Raw genomic sequence first — 17,008 nt, 5'->3', positions numbered from 1 at the left:
TAGGGAATTAAGACCATGGATCTTTTTCGCAAAAAGTCAGTGGATCAGCTCGTGTCCGAGTCGACTCCGCTGAAACGCACATTGAAAACGTTTGACCTTACCATGCTGGGAATCGGCGCCATCATCGGCACCGGCATTTTCGTGCTCACCGGCAAGGGTGCCCTCACCGCAGGTCCGGCATTGTGCGTCTCCTTCCTTCTGGCCGCGGTCTGCTGCGGTTTCGCGGGATTGTGCTATGCGGAGTTCGCCGCGATGGCACCAGTGTCCGGTTCCGCATATTCGTACGCGTATTTGGCGTTCGGCGAGCTGATCGCGTTTGTGATCGGCTGGGATTTGATTTTGGAATACGCATTGCAGGCGGCCACCGTGTCCGCCGGATGGTCCGGATATTTCAACAAACTGCTGGAAGGTTTCGGCCTACATCTGCCAGTTGAACTGACCGCGGCATACGGCACCACGCCAGGCGTGACCACATACTTCAATCTGCCTGGTTTCGTGATCGTGCTCATCATCACTTGGGTGCTGTCCATCGGCATTAACCAGACGAAGAAAACCAACGATATTATGGTGATGATCAAACTGGCCATCATCGTGCTGTTCATCGTGTGCACCGTCTGGTACATCAATCCTGCTAATTGGAAGCCGTTCTCCCCGTACGGCATTTACACGTTCCAGCCGGGCTCCACGCAGCCGTACGGCATTGTTCCGGCCGCGTCGATCGTGTTCTTCAGCTTCATCGGCTTCGATGCCGTCTCCTCCTCCGCCGAGGAGACCATCAATCCGAACAAGACACTGCCGCGCGGCATTCTTATCTCGTTGGCCGTGTCGACCGTGCTGTACATCATCATGACGCTGATTATGACCGGTGTGGTGCCATACAAGGAGTTCGCAAACTTCATTGATGCTCCGGTGGCCGGCGTGATTCTCGAAACCGGTCTCAACTGGCTGGCGTTCATTGTCAATCTTGGCGCTCTGATCGGCATGACCACGGTGATGCTGGTGCAGCTGTACGGCCAATCCCGCATCTGCTATGCCATGAGCCGCGACGGCCTGTTCCCGAAGTTCTTCGGCGAAGTGCACCCGAAGTACCGCACCCCGTTCAAGGGTACATGGTTCTTCGGTATTCTAACGGCCATCGCCGGCGGTTTCATCAACATCAACGTGCTGTTCGAATTGGTGAACATCGGTACGCTGTCGGCATTCATCATCGTGTCCGCGGGCATTCTGTGGATGCGTAAGACCCAGCCGGACGCACACCGCGGCTTCCGTGCTCCGGGCGTGCCGTTCACGCCGATCTGCGCGATCATTTTCTGCTTCATTCTGATTTGCGGTTTGAATTGGGAAACCTGGGTGCGTTTCGCAATCTGGTTCGCCCTTGGTCTGATCGTGTATTTTGTGTACAGCCGCAAGCATTCCGCATTGAACGAGCCAGGACTGTTCTAAAAACCGACAATACGGTTGCTTTCGATATATCTTTCGTAAGATATATCGAAAGCAACACAATCGGATATAAAAATCCCGTTGAACATCTGAAATACGATATTCAACGGGATTTTTGCTTCTCAATATCGAAGATTATTTGCGATTATTTGCGATGAATTTATATTGATTGATATCAATCCATATAAATCCGCAAATCTCACCATTCATGACGCTGATAAGCGATACGCGTGGTGTCGGACGGCCTGTCAATCAACTGAATCAAGCCGCAGCGCGCGAAACCATTCGATTCGAGCACATGCTGCATGGCCTTGTTGTTGGGATGCGTATCCGCGCGCACATTGCCGTAATGTTCGATGCACCAGTTGATGCAGTCCTTCGCCGCACCCTTGGCGAGACCCGACGAGGCAATCCGGTGGATGGTCACATACGGATCGTCATCCAGCCAGGCACCATCGATATTCACATACGTCGGGTCAACGCCCGGACACAATGCGAACTGGGCGAGCACACGCTCCTTGCCATCAACCGTATCGACAAGCAACACGGTGCGTTGCGATTCGACATCGTCACGAACCACTTCCTCACGCGGGAACTTATCACCCCACTGCGTGGGATTGCCATTGGAGGCCATCAACTTGCGGGCATGCTCATAAATCTTCAGCATGGTCGGCAAATCGGCCATAGTGGCGCGACGGAACCGCCGTTCAGAGGTAATGACGCTCTCCTCACCCATCTCGTTCACCTTTGCATCACCTTGTCTTCTTCCGAGCGTCAAAAATACCATGCCCACGGCACAGTATTCGCAACATGCCCGAAAAAAGACGTGCAATCGCACGCGAATCAGACCAGACGGCGCTCAAACGCGTCAGAGCTGATGCCCTTGGCGAGAATATCCTTGCACCATTCCTTCGCCGTGAACAGGCTATGGTCGCGGTAATTGCCGCAGCTTTCGATGGTGGTGGCAGGAACGTCATCCCATGTGGCCTCGTATGCAATGAATTCCAACGCCTCCTTCAACGCGCGAGCCACTTCTTCCGTGGAATGCTCACCCCACGTCAGCAGGTGGAAACCGGTACGGCAGCCGAACGGGGAACAATCGATATAACCATCGATACGTTCACGCAACAGCACCGCAATCGTATGTTCGATGGTGTGCAGGCCACCGGTCGGAATCGCATTCTCATTCGGCTGCACCAAACGCAAATCATAATTGGAAATCACATCGCCATTCGGACCGGTCTGCGTGTCGATATAACGCACATACGGAGCCTTCACCTTGGTGTGGTCGAGCTGGAAGCTTTCCACAACCGGCTTGTCTTCTGCCATCATCAATCCTTTCTTCAACAACTGTTCGTCTCTACTGTCGCCGTTTTGCCGGCATACGTCAACCTCACCGCCATACATGTTGCCGATAACGTGTTACGTATCATATAAAACGTATGATTTTGCAATAATCGATACGCTTATTCCTCAAGCTGACACGTCACATGATTCATGCAACGAAATCGCGGATCACTTCCATGAACCGTTCGCCATACGCTTCCAATTTGAGCGCACCAACGCCATTGACTTGCGAGAATTGCTCGCCGGTGGTCGGCCTGATACGCACCATATCGCGCAGCGTTTTATCGGAAAAGACGATATACGGGGGTTTACCGAGTTCGCGGGCGATATCAAGCCGCAACGCACGCAGTTTGGCGAACAATTCCTCGTCTCCGTCGCCCGGCACATACGATCCCATGGCCTGAGAGCCCACGGACGGCGATTCTGCACGTTTCGCAGCGTGCTTCCGTTCGATCTTCTTGATTTCATAATGAAAATTCGGCGCAACCGTTTCCGCCGCACGTTCACCGAAGCGAACGATCGGCATGGAGCCTTCCGAGATGGAAAGAAAACCATCCGTCGCCATCTGGCTGAGCACGTCGCGAATCTGCGCCTCCGAAGTCGCGCTCAACATGCCGTACGTCGGCAGATCGGCAGGATGAAGATAGTTCAAATCCTGCGCTTTCGACCCTCGCAACACTTTGACGATCTTCCCCGAACCGACCTTCTGGTTCACGTCATGCACGCAGCGGCTGATGGCCCGCGCGATATCCGTGACGTCAACGGTTTCAAACGTATTCCCGCAGCTCGCGCATCCTCCCACGCATGTGCCGTCATCACGGACGGCCGCTCCCCCGGCCTCACCGAAATACCTGGTCATGTACTCGTGCAGACAATCCGTGGTACGGCAATAACCGATCATGGCGTTGAGCAGACGCCGTTTCGATGCACGCACGGCCTCCTGCTCTTCGGCGGTCAAACGCTCGTTCTCATAATCCGAATCAAGCAGCCTTCGCCTCGTAGCAATATCGGAATCGTTCCACAGCAACGTGCACCGGCTCGGCTCGCCGTCGCGCCCCGCACGACCGGCCTCCTGATAGTACGCTTCGATCGATTCCGGCATATTATGGTGGACCACATAACGCACGTTCGACTTGTCGATGCCCATGCCGAACGCATTCGTGGCAACCACCACAGGCACACGGTCGGTTACGAAATCACGTTGCGCCCGCTCCCTCGTTTCGGCCGGCATACCGCCATGATAGGCGACTGCGACCATGCCAAGTCGCGTCGCATCCTCACCTTTCGCTGCACGCAGCTCGCGCACGGCGATATTCAACGATTCGGCAAGCGACTCCACTTCCTTGCGGGTCGCGCAATACACGATGCCGGATTCGTCAGGATGATCCGCAATATATGAAGCCACCCACGAAGCCTTACGTTTCCTTTCCATCCTGATCACGTCGAAATACAGGTTGGCCCTGTCGAAGCCGGTGACGGTGACGGACGGATCACGCAATCCGAGAATTCCGATAATATCGCGGCGCACCCGTTCCGTCGCGGTCGCAGTGAACGCGGCAACCGTCGGACGGGTCGGCAATGCCTTCAGAAAATCGCCGATACCAAGATATGACGAGCGGAAATCCTGACCCCATTGCGACACGCAATGCGCTTCGTCAACGGCGACCAGAGAAATCGGCACACGACTGGCGAACGTGCGAAAACGTTCGGTTTCCAAACGTTCCGGAGCCACATACAGCAGTCTGATCCGTCCCGACAACGCCTGTGCGAACATCAGATCCTGTTCGTCGGGACTTTGCGTGGTATTGATGAACGCGGCTGGAATGCCCACGTCGTTGAGCGCGTCGACCTGATCGCGCATCAACGAGATCAACGGGGAAATGACGATGGTCATGCCCGGAAGAAGCGTGGCGGGAATCTGGTAGCAGATCGACTTGCCAGCACCGGTGGGCATGACGCCGAGCGCATCATGGCCTTGGATAATCGCATTGACTATGCCTTCTTGACCGGGGCGGAAGGCGTCATATCCGAAGTAGGTGCGTAGGGCGTCACGCGCCGACGTAAACTCTGTCATACGCAGCAGTCTAGTATCAAACCGCTTCTACTCGGTGCGGAGGGCAGTGGCGTTACCGACCGGCAGCACGATGGCACCAACCATAATCTGCATGGAAGTGTAGGAATCAAGCGCACTGGTCGGTTCGTCGGCGAGCACGATGTCCGGATCGTTCACATGGTAAAACCCTCGCCATAGCCTGAGTGGGAGAGGAAAAGATACGCTTCCGGCTCATTCGATGGCGAGGATTTATGCATGTCGCAACAATGTGACAGATTACACAAAGTTGTCACATTCTCATGATGGCTTTATCACAAGCTGTTTTTACTAGATCTGGCGAAAAGCCTGTTCCAAATCTGCGATCAAATCGTCAGCATCTTCAAGACCGACGGAAAGTCGCACGAGATTGGCGGGCACTTCCAGCGTGGTACCGGCGACGGAAGCGTGGGTCATGGCACCCGGATGCTCAATCAGGGATTCCACGCCGCCCAACGACTCGGCCAGGGTGAACACTTCCGTGGCACCGGCGAACTTCTTGGCTGCTTCGAATCCGGCTGCGATCTGCACGGAGATCATGCCTCCGAATCCGCCATGCATCTGTCGTGCGGCAATCTCGTGGCCTGGATGGGATTCCAGTCCCGGATACCATACGCGTTCCACTTCAGGGCGGGTTTCCAGCCATTGCGCCACCTTCATGGCATTACGGCTGTGCTGCTTGACGCGCAGATCCAACGTTTTGAGGCCACGAATGTCAAGCCAGGAGTCGAACGGAGATGGCACGGCTCCGGCCGCATTCTGCAGGAACGCCACTTCATCGCGGATTTCCCTGTCGTTGAGCACCACCGCTCCGCCGACCACGTCGGAATGGCCGCCGATGTATTTTGTGGTGGAATATACGACCACGTCGGCGCCATCCGACAACGGATGCTGCAATACCGGGGATGCGAAGGTGTTGTCCACCACCACTTTGGTGCCATGCGCGTGAGCGACCGCTGACGTGGCCGCGATATCGGTGATGCTGAGCAGCGGATTCGACGGGGTTTCCACCCAAATGTACCGGTACTGCTTCTGGCTGAGCGCCACGGAAACGGCAGCCGTGTCGGTGATGTCCACCACGTCAAGGCCGACGCCCCACGGCACGAACACCTTGGAAAGCAATCGGTAGGTTCCGCCATACACGTCATTGCCAAGCAGAATATTGTCGCCCGGCTTCAACGTGGCACGCAGCAGCACGTCGATGGCGGCCAGTCCGGAGGCGAAGCTCAGCGCGTAGTTCGCGCCTTCGACCGCGGCGAGCTGCTCGTCGAAGGAATTGCGGGTCGGATTGATGGAACGGCTGTAATCATAACCGTTGCGCAGGCCGCCGACACCATCCTGCTTGAACGTGGATGTCATATAAATAGGGGTGACCACGGCTCCGGTGGTCGGATCGGGTTCCTGTCCTGCGTGAATGGCGCGGGTGGCGAGTGCGGTGGCGTTCAGGGCTTCGGTGTTGGTCGAGATGGTCATGATGGGAACTCCTTGAAAATAGCGAATGGTTTGGGTTGAACGAATAATGGACATGGTCGTGAAACAGCTGATCGGCGGTTTACAGATACCGCTCCGCAAGACTTGGCTTGGACGTGCGTTCCACAACGTCGGCGAATCCGTTGGCACGCATCCAATCGTCGTTGAAAATCTTTTCCATATAGCTGCGGCCGGAATCGGGCAGCAGCGCCACTACCAGCTGGTTTTCATCCAAATCATGCTCGCGAGCGTATTTGAGGGCCGCCATAACGGCCATGCCGGACGACCCTCCGACCAGCAGGCCTTCCTCCGCAGCCAAACGGCGGGTCATTTCGAACGCTTCGGCATCGTTGACCTGCACGATTTCGTCGGGAAGCTCACGGTCGAAAGCTTTCGGATAGAAATCCTCGCCGACTCCTTCGATGCTGTACTGGTGCACGTCGTCCGGATTGGAGTAGATGGAGCCTTCCGGATCGGCTCCAATCACCTGTACTTTGCCGTTGGAAGCTTCTTTCAGGTAACGGCCGGTGCCGGAAATGGTGCCGCCGGTGCCAATGCCAGCCACGAAATGTGTGACCTGATGATCGCTGGCTTCCCAGATTTCCGGACCGGTGGTGTGGTAGTGGCTTTCCGGCCCGTTCGGATTGTCGTACTGGTTCGGGCGGTACCCTCCCGGAATTGCTTTGGCGAGACGTTCCGCCACCTGGTAGTAGGAGCGCGGATCATCCGGACCAGCATCGGTAGGGGTTACGACCACTTCTGCACCGTATGCGCGGAGTACCGCGCGCTTGGCTTCGGAAACCTTGTCCGGCAGGGTGAAAATGGTGCGGTAGCCGCGCTGCTGCGCCACGAGGGCAAGTCCGACGCCGGTGTTGCCGGAGGTCGGCTCTACAATCACACCGCCCGGCTTGAGTTCGCCGCTGCGTTCGGCCGCGTCAATGATACGTTCCGCGATGCGGTCTTTAGAGGAACCTCCCGGATTGAAATATTCGACTTTGACGGCGACGGTGGCTTTGATGCCGTCGGTCACGTGGTTGAGTTTGACGAGCGGAGTGTTGCCGATGAGTTCGGAAAGGGAATTGTGGATGGTCATGGCGTTTCCTTGCAAATGATTGTTTATTGGCTTCCGATGGATGATTTCGTTGTTTTTGATTTCGAGAAGCTCGCGTTTGTCACTTGCAATTTTGGAAACGGGACCTGCGATGGTGTTTTCACCGCAGTTCATCCGCATATGCAGCCGCAGCATGCCAACCGCATAAGGCACTGGCTATGGGATGATTCTTGTGCGACGAAATGGCATCCCACTAGAATGCGGATGCCGAAAGAATGTCCTGTCTCAAGTTATGCTTCGATGAACCACGCGCCCCTCGGGCGGTTGGTCAGCGACAGCAACAACATGAGAAATTGAACATGAGCCATACGATAGCACATCCTCCGGCGGCAAAAACTAACCCATGTCCGAATAGCGGACATGGGTTAGTTTTTGCGGGAGGCCATCACATCGAAGCGGCGTCAACCAACCGTTTCGTATAGTCGTTTTTCGGATGTTCCAGCACTTGGGCGGCCGTTCCGATTTCGACGGCATGCCCGTCATGGACCACCATGATGCGGTCGGCTATGTGTTGGACAACACCCAGATCATGAGACACCATGATGAGCGCCATCTCCGGTTCGGCGGCACGGATCGCCTTGAACGATTCGAGAATCTGCACGCGTGCGGCAACGTCGATGGCGCTCATCGGCTCGTCAGCAAGCAACACGGTCGGATGGTCGACGATGGCGCGGGCGATCGCGGCACGTTGTGCCTGTCCTCCGGATAGATCCATGGGGAAGCGATTCCGGTATACCGTCGGATCGAGGCTTACCCTGAGGAAAGCGTCGTCCACACGCGCCGAAATCTGTTCAGGTGACCAGTCGTGGTGGCGCAACCGCAACGGCTCCATGACGGATTTCGCGACACGCCATCGCGGATCCAACGAATCGAATGGATTCTGGAATACCAGTCCGGACTGGCTACGCAACGATTTCGCGGTCTGCTTGCGCAGAACCTCACCGCGATAGCGTATGTCGCCGGCATCGGCATCTTCCAAACCGAGCAACACACGCGTAAGCGTGGTCTTTCCCGATCCGGAGCCGCCGATCACGGCAAGGCACTCCCCCGCGTAGACCGTGATATCCACGCCGAACAGCACCTGTCTGCGTTGCCTGCCTTTGCCGAAGAACTTGTCGATGCCACGTCCTTCGAGCAGAATGGTCGGTTCGGCCATCATCGTCCTCCTTCGACATCGAGCGAAAGTTCGCGCGCAGCCCGGACCAGATTTGTGGCTTCGGGCGTCGTGGGACGCTCCAGCAGCATGGAAGTCGCGCCGGATTCCACGACATGCCCTTCGGATAGCACGTAGCATCGGGTGGTGGCGCGACGCAGCACCGAAAAATCATGGGTGATGAACAGCATGGACGCGCCGGAATCGTCGACCAGCGAAGTCAGTAGATCGACGATCTGCCGCTGTGTGATCGAATCCAATGCCGTAGTAGGCTCGTCGGCGATGATCAGTCTCGGCGAGGTGATTAACGCCGTGGCGATGCCGACGCGCTGCTGCTGGCCGCCCGACAGCTCATGTGGATATTTGAGCAGCGTATCCTCGGCAAGACCGACTTTCGACAGCATCGTCTTGACACGCTTCACCCGCTCTTCAAGCGTTAGGTCGTAATGGAGGTACAGCGGCAATCCGACCTGCTGGGCCACTGTCATCACGGGATTCAACGCGACGGATGGGTTCTGGAACACCATGCCCACGGAGCGGCCACGCAAGTTGGCCATGACCTCATCGGTGGCGCCGACGGCATGCGTACCATCCAAGTCGATGTCGCCGCATACCTGCGCCATACTGGGGAGGAGTCCCATCATGGCTTTGGCGATCATCGACTTGCCGGAGCCGGATGAGCCGATCAGCCCCACGCGTTCGCCGTCCGCAATGGTCAACTGCACATCATGCACGATTGGATTGCCGTTGATGGAGATATCGAGATTCCGAATATTCACGCTCATGAGATGTTCCTCAATGACGAATTCGTCAATGGGTCGATGGCGTCACGCAGCGCATCTCCGAAAAGGTTCAACGCGATGACGACCACAGTGACCACCAGACCCGGCCATAGCACGGCCATAGGATAGATGCTGATGAATCTGACCGACGTGGACAGCGAGTGCCCCCAACTGGGAACGCCCGAACCGACTCCCACGCCAAGGTAGGTCAATCCCGCCTCGGCAAGCAACGAGGTGCCGGCGCTGATGGAAAGCTGCACGCTGAGCACAGGCAGGGTATTCGGCAGGACATGCGTGAAGAACACGCGAATCGGACTGGCCCCGGCCCATAATGACGCCTCAACGTATGGCGAACGCACCGCAAGCATGGCGGCTGGGCGCAGAATCCTTGCCAGATTCATGCCGTATGCGAATCCGCAGGAGATGACGATGACCGCGGCCGAAGCTCCGAACGGCACTGTGAGAATCAATGCGATCAGTACGGTGGGCAGGGAGATCAGCGCGTCCACGACGACCACCGATGTGGAAGCAAACGCACTGTTGCGTGACACCATGGCTGCGACGAGCAGCAGACCGACCGCAGCGGCGACGCATACAGTGAGCAACGCTATCGCCAGATTGGTACGAGATCCCGCCATCAGCCAACTCAGCACATCAGAACCGACACCGTCCGTACCCAGCGGATGGGAACCGGATGGTGACGCCCAGACATGGTAGCCATCGGTGTCCAAGAGACGGTACGGCGTCCAGAACAGCGATATGGCCGATACTGCGACCCAGAGTCCGATGACGATCATCGCGTATTTGCCACCGCCGGTATGCCAGATGGATGCGATGACCGTCTTCGCTGCCGACGACCCTGCTGCCGTGCGCTTGTCTCCGTCCGGAACCGTCGCGTATGACACGGGTTTGGGCGATGTTTTTCGATTGTTCGAATCGGTCATGCGGACACCTCCTGCGAGCCGACGCCCGCGCTTTTGAGACGTGGGTCCAACGCACGGTGTGCCAAATCGACTGCAAACCCCAGCAACAGGAACAACGCCGCAAGCAGGAACAGCTCGCTTTGCACGGAGGTAAGGTCGCGGTTGCCGACATCGGTGACGAGCATGGCGCCAAGTCCGGGAAGCGCGAACAGGTTCTCCACCACCATCACGCCGGTGACCATATGCGCGAAGGTCAGGCCGATCACCGATACGAGCTGCGGCGTGGCAAGACGCAAGGCGACCTTCAATATCGCCTGCTTGCGGGTCATGCCGCATGCCATTGCCATATCGACCGCCTGCGACGAGGCCATGTCGCCGACCGCCGCACGCGTGTACCGCATTACCGATGCCCCCGCAGTGATACCGGTAGCAACTGACGGCAATACAAGAGGAGACAATGCGGATGATGGATCCGACCATCCTTCATCAGGAAAACCTTGGGATGGGAACAATCCGAACAATCCGCTGCCGCGAGCGAACAGCAGAATCAGCAGCAGTCCGCCCCACAACGCGGGGATGGCGCCCGCGACGATGGCGATCACATGGAACAGGCCACGCAGATGCGGATTGCGGGTCAGCACGGCAGCGCATCCCAGCGGAAGCCCTATGGCCAGTGCGATAGCCAGGCTCATAACGATCAGAGGAAAGGTGATACCGACACGTTCCGTCACTTGGGATGCGACGGAACGCCCACTGATCACGGATGTTCCGAAATCGCCGTGCAGCAGATCAAGTATCCAATCCACGTATTGCGCCGGATAAGAACGGTCAAGTCCGAGCTGCGAGCGCAACGCGGCGATGCGTTCGGGTGTCGCCTTCGTTCCCGCAATCACCGCGGCGACGTCGCCGGGAAGGATGCGCAGTGCGAGAAACACCAAAAGAGAAAGACCGGCCAGGGCCGCGATGAACAGCCCCAGCCGTTGGATGATAAATTTCATTACCGGTAACTTACTTGGTCTTGTAGACCTGCCATAGCGGCAGCAGGATCTGCGTAAGCTTGCCCGGGAAGCCGTGAAGATTCTTGTCGCGGGCGACCGTCACACGGTATCCGAACAGCCAATCCGCGGGAGCGTCCTCGCTGACGGTACGCGCCGCCTGCTTGAGGTACTTCTCGCTGGTCGCGGAATCGGTGGAGGCCAGCGACTTGGCATACAGTTCCTGAACCTTCTCGCTGTTGTAGTGGAAGTAGTATTCCGGGTTCGTCCACGAATAGAAATCGTGGCTTTCCGCGTGGTCCACCAAGGAAAGCTCATAGTCGCCATTGGCGTGCACGTCCTGCAGCCAAGTGGAGAATTCCACATAATTGATGGTCAGGTTGATGCCGACCTTGGCGAGCTGGCTCTTAAGCTGGTTGCCGAGTTCGGGACCATACGTGTTGGCATAGGTGAGGGTGAGCTTCAGCGGCTTGTCGACAGAGTATCCGGCTTCGCCCAGCAATTTCTTGGCCTTGGATGGATTGTACGGGTACAGGCCGGTCAGGTCCTCGTAGCCAGGATCGACGGATGGGATCGGACCGCCGAGCGTCTGGTCGACGTTGCCGCGGGACGCGATGATCTCCTTGTGGTTGATGGCGTAGCGGATCGCCTGGCGCACGCGCTTGTCTTCCAGCTTCGGATTGGTGCAGTTGAAGGCGAGCACGAACTTGTCGCTTCCGGATGCCGCGGAGACCTGATACTTCGACTTGTCAAGCCCCTTGGCGAGCGTGGCGTTCACCGGCGAGAGCACATCCACGTCGCCGCTCTTGAGCGCGTTAACTGCGGCGTTGTCGTCGGAGAAGAAGCGGATGACCACCTTGTTGGTCTGCGCCTTGTGCGCGGTGCCCCAGTACTTCGCATTGGCCTTGAGCACGATCTTGTTGCCCGGGTCGAAGGATTCGACGGTGTACGGTCCGGAACCAACGGCCTGGGTTTTCGCGTCGTACTTGGCGTCCTTGTCGAACACCAGTCCCGGACGTCCGGTGAGGTTCCACAGCAGGTTCGAATCCGGTTCGGAAAGGGTCATCTTCACGGTGTCGGCGTCGACCGCCTCGACCTTGCTGACGCTTTCGATGGCGTCGGAATCCAGATACTGCTTCTCGATGAGCTGGTTGATGGACCATACCACGTCGGCCGAATCAAGCTTGTGGCCGTTGGAGAAGTTCATCTTGTCATTGAGATGGAACGTATAGGTCTTACCGTCCTTGGAAATGTCCCAGGATTTGGCGATGCTTGGCTGGACCTTGTTGTTCGAATCGCGCGACACCAGTCCCTCGTAGACATTGCCGTCGAGGATCTGTTCGAGCGCGGCTCCGGACTGTTGACGAATGTCAAGGCTGACCGGGGAAAGTTTCAGACCCACAGTAACGGTGTCGGCTTTGGCCGATGTACCATTCGCGTTGTTGGATTCACTATGGTTTCGGAAAGCGTTAACACCAATGATGATGGCGATGACCGCAACGACGGCGACAAGCACATAGACCCACTTCTTCGGGCCTTGCGTTTTCGGTGATTTGGCCCGCGCGTTCAGCGTGGTGTCGGTGCTGGCCGTGTTGTGCGGCTGTTCCTTCGATTCGTTCTTCTGTCCGGTTGCGTCGGCTTCGCCGTACGCACCTGAAGATTGCGACATGATTGCTCCTGTTTGATTATGGTTTTGTTCTGGTTGACCGCCTGTACAGGTCGATCACCGAAGCCTGATTCTACAATCCGCCATGCCCACTGATACTTCAATGGCTGATTCCCCCAACAGCAATACCGTATGCTTCAGCCGGTTCGATATCTTCGATATATACTTGACGCAGTTTTCATCAGTCTTGTTAGGGTCAACGGAAGGACAACACGGCTATGGCTCATATTCTTCTTGGCGTAACCGGCAGTATCGCCGCTTTCAAGGCCTGCCATCTCGCCTCCGACTGGAGCAAGCAGGGGCATGAGGTTCGCGTGGTGATGACCGCAGCCGCACAGGAGTTCGTCACTCCGCTGACGTTCAGCTCGCTTACGCACACGCAAACACGCACATCCATGTTCGCCGCGCAGCGCAACGATTGTGATGTTGCCCACACTCCTTCCGATCCGTTACATATCAATCACGTGGATGATGCGAAATGGGCGGACATGCTTGTTATTGCCCCCGCAAGCGCGGATATCATCGCAAAAATCGCATGCGGTATCGCCGACGACCAACTGACGAGTACCGTGCTTGCCTATAGCGAGGGGCCGAAAATCCTATGCCCTGCCATGAATGTGCGCATGTACGAGAATGCTGTGGCGCAGCGCAATCTCAATATCTGCCGTGAACTCGGGTGGACCATTGTGGAACCGGGTTCCGGCATGCTCGCCTGCCGGGATGTCGGCAAAGGGCGTATGGAGGAGCCTGCCGCAATCGAAGCAGCCGTGGCTGATTTGCTGCGCGCGACCCAACCTGCCGAAATGTTGCCATTGCACGGATTGCGTGTGCTCATTACCGCCGGCCCCACACAGGAGCCGCTCGACCCCGTACGCTACCTCACCAACCATTCCACCGGAAAAATGGGCTATGCGATCGCCGAACAGGCACGCGACATGGGTGCGGATGTGACGCTCGTGTCAGGCCCTGTGTCATTGAACGCGCCGCATGGCGTTGATGTGATTCACGTCACCACCGCACGGAACATGTTCAACGCAGTACAGGAACGGTTCACGCAAGCCGATCTGACGATTATGGCGGCCGCAGTCGGCGATTTCCGACCCGTCGAGCAGGCTCAGGAGAAAATCAAGAAGAACGGGCGCGTCAATATCGATCTGCAGCTCACATCGAATCCCGATATTCTCGCGTGGGCGGGCGAGCATAAAACAGCTGACCAGACCTTGTGCGGTTTCGCCATGGAAACGCAGAATCTGGAAGCGAACGCGGCAAAAAAACTCGCATCGAAGCATTGTTCCATGCTGGTGGCCAACAATCTCAATATCCCCGGTGCCGGCTTCGCGGTAGACACGAACGTGGTGACGGTATTGAAGCCCGGCGCAACCCCCGATGAGCCAATCATCGAACATTGGAACAAGATGAGCAAGCAGGAATTGGCGGAACGCATACTCACCGAATTGTCGGCATTGCGCAACACCGACAACACGATTCCACCCAAATCGTGAATATCGTAAATATCAACCACAATCGCAAGAAATAGCGTCAATACAGTAATCGTAAGGAGAATTCGACATGCTTCTGGTCGCAGTCGACATCGGCAACACCAATGTGGTGATCGGCTTCCTCGATGACGGGCACATCGCCGGCACATACCGCATCACCACGAAATCGAACCACACATCAGACGAATATGGCCTGATGATCACGCAATTCCTGCGGTTGAGCGGCTACGCGCCGGGCGATGTGGATGATGTGATCATCTCATCGGTGGTGCCGAAGGTCATGCATTCGTTCCGCGCCAGCATTGTGAAATTCCTCAATATCGACCCGATGATCGTTGGACCGGGCGTCAAAACCGGCATTAACATTCGTATGGACAATCCACAGAACATGGGTGCCGACTGCATCGCCGACTGCGCGGGAGCCTACTACGAGTATGGCGGTCCGATTCTGGTGGCGGATTTCGGCACGGCCACCACATTCAATTACGTGACAGCTGACGCTTCAGTGATTTGCGGACTGATCACCACCGGCATTCGCACGGGCGCGGCCGCCTTGTGGGATGCCACGGCCCAGTTGCCGGAAGTGGAAATCACCCGTCCCGCATCGATTCTGGCGAAAAGCACCAAACCAGCCATGCAAGCCGGCTTGTATTACAACTTCCTCGGAGGCATCGAACGTACGATCACACAATTCCATCGCGAAATCGACGAAGAATTCCGCGTGGTTGCGACGGGTGGTTTAAGCCGAGTATTCGCCGATGATACCGATATGATCGATATTTACGATCCAGATCTGATTTTCAAAGGCATGCTGCATATTTACGAACGTAACGTACGATAGAAAATCTTATATTTAAATATATGTAATCTCATTACATAATAATGATGGCTGTCTTGCTTTCAATCGAACACAAGACAGCCATCATTATTTTTGTATTATTTTGCAAATAATTAATATTTATTGAATAGTAAAGCCCTGATTGGCTCCGTATTCCTTCAGATCTTTCTGCCAAAGCGCGATGCCGCTTTTCAATTTGAGTCGATCTGTGGAATCGGTTTCCTTCAGCGAGTCGCCGATGGCGGATTTGTCGGACACTTTGCCGCCGGCCGCGATGATGTTCAACCTGTCCTGCTCCCTGCACAAGAGACTCGACCATTTGTAGGCTTTGCCCACGGTGGAGCGGAAGTCACTTCGCGCATACACTTCGAATGGCAGATACTGGTAACCGGTCGACACGTTTTCCGCAGCTTCGGAAAGCACGCGATTGTATTCCTGACCGCCGAAATACGGTATTTCAATACCACGTTCGTCGGTCACGGTGGTTTTGCGCAGGAATTCCCGATCAGACAACGTGTTGTTGTCGGCGGGGAACGCGCCGCCATTCACGCGGGCTTTGATGCCTTCCGCGTTATGGCATGCGTATTCAATGAAACGATATGATGCTTCGGGCTTGCGAGAGCGTTGCAGCACAGCCAGTGCGGATCCGCCGTTTTCCGACGTGGTGTATTCGCCATCCTGCGTGGGCATCTGCGCCACGCGCCACAAACCCGCGGTTCCAGGAAGGTTCGACATGAGCAGCGACGGCATCCATGCGCCGGAGAACACGGAGGCTACCTTCCCCTCCCCCACGGCTTCCTTCCACTCATCGGACCATGTGGTCAGATTGGTGGCGACCAAACCTTCGTCGATCATTTTCTGCCAGAATTCGGTGAAGGTTCTCGTACCCTCATCGTCGGTGAGGTTGATCGTCACGTTTTTGCCGTCGTTCGACGTGGAGAACGGACGTCCACCGGCAAGCCAGATCATCGTGTCGTAAAAGCTGGCGTCGCCGGAATCGGCGGTGATGTACACGCCGATCTCCTTGAGCTTTTTGGCGGCCTCGTAATAGTCGTCCCATGTACGAATTTTGGACGCGTCAACGCCGACCTGTTCGAACACGCTTTTGTCGTAGAAGAACGCCATTGGACCGGAATCCATAGGCAGGCCGTACACGCGGCCGTTCAGCTGTACCGAAGCCCATGTGCCGGGCGTGTAGAAATCGCCGTAGCCTTTCGCGCGCCCGGTGATCGCCATCAGCTGGCTGCTTACCGCGTACTGGCGCAATGCATAGTATTCCAATTGCACCACGTCGGGAATGCCGTAGCCGTCTTGAATGGCGTTGTTGAGATTGTCGTAACCGCTTGTGTTCTTCCAAATAACGTGGATGTCGGGATTTTCCTTTTCGAAGCTGGCGATGACTTGCTTCATGCTCGGCTCCCACGACCACACGGTGATTTCGGTGTGGGAATCGACGTTGGCTCCGCAAGCGGCCGCGCTGACTGCCATAATGGCCGCACAGCAGATGGCGATGATTCGTTTCACCAGTTTCAAGCCGATTCCTCCCGTTTGATGTTCCCACACGAAAACGTGCGTACAGACATACGCATTCGAGTGTACGTCAGTCACCCGAAAGCCGGCGTACAATCCTCCAATCTCTTCGATTCAGCCACGCAATCCACTTGCATTTCAATTGCTTCACAACAAATATGGGCA

At 56.4% G+C, this 17,008-nt stretch carries 16 protein-coding genes; 4 read left to right on the top strand and 12 right to left on the bottom strand.

Annotation, left to right across the window (positions count from 1 at the left end; translation table 11 throughout):
* The first annotated feature begins 15 nt into the window (after window positions 1–15).
* Complete coding sequence (locus tag AH68_RS02655; RefSeq protein WP_039197415.1) at window positions 16–1,443, top strand: amino acid permease; 1,428 nt, start codon at window positions 16–18, stop codon at window positions 1,441–1,443.
* Between the two features lie 196 nt (window positions 1,444–1,639).
* Here the strand turns inward: AH68_RS02655 and AH68_RS02650 are convergent, their stop codons facing one another.
* The 6 genes from AH68_RS02650 to AH68_RS02630 all read right to left on the bottom strand — a co-directional run bounded on the left by AH68_RS02650 (window position 1,640) and on the right by AH68_RS02630 (window position 7,439).
* Complete coding sequence (locus AH68_RS02650) at window positions 1,640–2,176, bottom strand: GNAT family N-acetyltransferase (protein WP_039197413.1); 537 nt, start codon at window positions 2,174–2,176, stop codon at window positions 1,640–1,642.
* 107 nt (window positions 2,177–2,283) lie between these two features.
* Entirely contained in the window at window positions 2,284–2,769 is a 486-nt protein-coding gene (locus AH68_RS02645) for an S-ribosylhomocysteine lyase (RefSeq protein WP_022245363.1), read from the bottom strand.
* 166 nt (window positions 2,770–2,935) lie between these two features.
* The gene (gene recQ, locus AH68_RS02640) at window positions 2,936–4,861 is read right to left on the bottom strand and encodes a DNA helicase RecQ (protein ID WP_039197411.1); all 1,926 of its coding nucleotides are present in this window, start codon (window positions 4,859–4,861) and stop codon (window positions 2,936–2,938) included.
* A 27-nt stretch (window positions 4,862–4,888) separates the two neighbouring features.
* On the bottom strand, window positions 4,889–5,017 hold the full coding sequence (locus AH68_RS11335) for a hypothetical protein (RefSeq protein ID WP_268871201.1): 129 nt from the start codon (window positions 5,015–5,017) through the stop codon (window positions 4,889–4,891).
* A gap of 150 nt (window positions 5,018–5,167) precedes the next feature.
* Complete coding sequence (locus AH68_RS02635) at window positions 5,168–6,349, bottom strand: cystathionine gamma-synthase (RefSeq protein ID WP_144245681.1); 1,182 nt, start codon at window positions 6,347–6,349, stop codon at window positions 5,168–5,170.
* A gap of 79 nt (window positions 6,350–6,428) precedes the next feature.
* A complete protein-coding gene (locus AH68_RS02630) occupies window positions 6,429–7,439 on the bottom strand; it encodes a cystathionine beta-synthase (RefSeq protein WP_039199708.1) in 1,011 nt (336 codons plus the stop codon).
* Between AH68_RS02630 and AH68_RS10705 the strand changes: the two genes are divergently transcribed.
* Window positions 7,428–7,754 carry a hypothetical protein gene (locus AH68_RS10705; RefSeq protein ID WP_158332976.1) on the top strand — a complete coding sequence of 109 codons (327 nt, stop codon included), beginning with the start codon at window positions 7,428–7,430 and terminating at the stop codon, window positions 7,752–7,754. The two genes, AH68_RS02630 and AH68_RS10705, sit on opposite strands and share 12 nt — an antisense overlap.
* Before the next feature lie 88 nt (window positions 7,755–7,842).
* Here the strand turns inward: AH68_RS10705 and AH68_RS02625 are convergent, their stop codons facing one another.
* The 5 genes from AH68_RS02625 to AH68_RS02605 form a co-directional block, all read right to left on the bottom strand.
* A complete protein-coding gene (locus tag AH68_RS02625) occupies window positions 7,843–8,616 on the bottom strand; it encodes an ATP-binding cassette domain-containing protein (RefSeq protein ID WP_039197407.1) in 774 nt (257 codons plus the stop codon).
* Window positions 8,613–9,395 carry an ATP-binding cassette domain-containing protein gene (locus tag AH68_RS02620; protein WP_039197405.1) on the bottom strand — a complete coding sequence of 261 codons (783 nt, stop codon included), beginning with the start codon at window positions 9,393–9,395 and terminating at the stop codon, window positions 8,613–8,615. Before AH68_RS02620 ends, AH68_RS02625 begins: the two co-directional genes overlap by 4 nt.
* Window positions 9,392–10,189, bottom strand: a complete 798-nt coding sequence (locus AH68_RS02615) for an ABC transporter permease (protein ID WP_173405871.1) — start codon at window positions 10,187–10,189, stop codon at window positions 9,392–9,394. Before AH68_RS02615 ends, AH68_RS02620 begins: the two co-directional genes overlap by 4 nt.
* A gap of 143 nt (window positions 10,190–10,332) precedes the next feature.
* Window positions 10,333–11,313 carry an ABC transporter permease gene (locus tag AH68_RS02610; protein WP_039197403.1) on the bottom strand — a complete coding sequence of 327 codons (981 nt, stop codon included), beginning with the start codon at window positions 11,311–11,313 and terminating at the stop codon, window positions 10,333–10,335.
* Window positions 11,314–11,323: 10 nt separating this feature from the next.
* Complete coding sequence (locus AH68_RS02605) at window positions 11,324–12,979, bottom strand: ABC transporter substrate-binding protein (protein WP_039197401.1); 1,656 nt, start codon at window positions 12,977–12,979, stop codon at window positions 11,324–11,326.
* Window positions 12,980–13,194: 215 nt separating this feature from the next.
* On the opposite strand from AH68_RS02605, the gene coaBC reads away from it, so the two are divergent.
* Both coaBC and AH68_RS02595 read left to right on the top strand, forming a co-directional pair.
* A complete protein-coding gene (gene coaBC, locus AH68_RS02600) occupies window positions 13,195–14,478 on the top strand; it encodes a bifunctional phosphopantothenoylcysteine decarboxylase/phosphopantothenate--cysteine ligase CoaBC (RefSeq protein ID WP_039197399.1) in 1,284 nt (427 codons plus the stop codon).
* A gap of 67 nt (window positions 14,479–14,545) precedes the next feature.
* Complete coding sequence (locus AH68_RS02595) at window positions 14,546–15,316, top strand: type III pantothenate kinase (protein ID WP_039197398.1); 771 nt, start codon at window positions 14,546–14,548, stop codon at window positions 15,314–15,316.
* 117 nt (window positions 15,317–15,433) lie between these two features.
* On the opposite strand, the gene AH68_RS02590 is transcribed toward AH68_RS02595, so the two are convergent.
* Window positions 15,434–16,801 carry an ABC transporter substrate-binding protein gene (locus tag AH68_RS02590; RefSeq protein ID WP_173405870.1) on the bottom strand — a complete coding sequence of 456 codons (1,368 nt, stop codon included), beginning with the start codon at window positions 16,799–16,801 and terminating at the stop codon, window positions 15,434–15,436.
* Between the last annotated feature and the right edge of the window lie 207 nt (window positions 16,802–17,008).

It is taken from the genome of Bifidobacterium catenulatum PV20-2, from assembly GCF_000800455.1.
Lineage (GTDB): Bacteria > Actinomycetota > Actinomycetes > Actinomycetales > Bifidobacteriaceae > Bifidobacterium > Bifidobacterium kashiwanohense_A.
The sequence above is the reverse complement of the archived record's forward strand: the minus strand, read 5'-3'. Positions and strand labels throughout refer to the sequence as shown.